General features: G+C 62.4%; 1 protein-coding gene. It reads left to right on the top strand.

The genetic code is table 11. The features are described from left to right. Nucleotides 1–304: 304 nt before the first annotated feature. The gene (locus HW932_RS21450) at nucleotides 305–769 is read left to right on the top strand and encodes a single-stranded-DNA-specific exonuclease RecJ (RefSeq protein WP_246296967.1); all 465 of its coding nucleotides are present in this window, start codon (nucleotides 305–307) and stop codon (nucleotides 767–769) included. Nucleotides 770–857: the final 88 nt, after the last annotated feature.

Raw genomic sequence — 857 nt, 5'->3', positions numbered from 1 at the left:
CTCGCGATAGGCTACTTCGGCGATGAAGTTGCAGGCGTCGTTGAACACCTGCATGGTCTTGAGCAAGGCGGCGTGCTGCTCGGGGGCGGGAAGCAGTTTGAGTTGCAGCGTCACTTTCATAGTGACGATAATAGTCACAAAGAAAGCGCGCGTCAACCCCCGCCGCCGTCCGCCCTGACGGGCGGGCGCTTCCCTTTCCCTCCCCACGGCTAAAGCAGGGGGCTTCTCGCGCCAATTTGGTGATGCGCTCGATTGGGTCGATCGTCGGCATCCGGACCTGCTCGACAATTTTGGCGGACATGCCATGGCGGCCGGTCTGACCCTGCGTGCAGAGGTGTTGGATCGGTTCAGGGAGGCGTTTGCAGAGGCGGTGCGGACGCAGATCGGGGATCGTCCACCGATCCGCGAAATTCGCTCGGATGGAGCGTTGCCGATCGAACTCCTGACACAGGAGACGGCTGAAGCCCTACGTTTCGCCGGTCCCTGGGGCAAGGACTTTCCTGAACCGCGCTTCGATGGAGAGTTTGAAGTGCTCGAAGCACGACTTGTCGGCGCCGATCAGCGGCACCTGAAACTCAAGGTTGCGCCGCCGCGCGGCCCCACGGTTGAGGCGATTGGCTTCGGTCTCGGTGAGCGGCTGGCCGAGGCGCAGGGAACTGTGCGGCTGGCCTACCGGCTCGATATCAACAGCTTTCGTGGGCGGCAATCGCTGCAACTGATGGTTGATCATCTCGAGCCAGAAACAGCGATCGAGTTTGGGACTGGTTGACCCAGTCCCGCCCTCAAGGGCGGGGAGAGCGCGGGCGCTCCTGTTCGACTCCCTGAGTCTTCGCGCCGTGTCGCGAAAGCTCGACTCA

This window comes from Allochromatium humboldtianum (genome assembly GCF_013385175.1).
GTDB classification, from domain to species: Bacteria; Pseudomonadota; Gammaproteobacteria; order Chromatiales; family Chromatiaceae; genus Thermochromatium; species Thermochromatium humboldtianum.
This window is presented reverse-complemented; position numbering and strand designations above follow the sequence as displayed.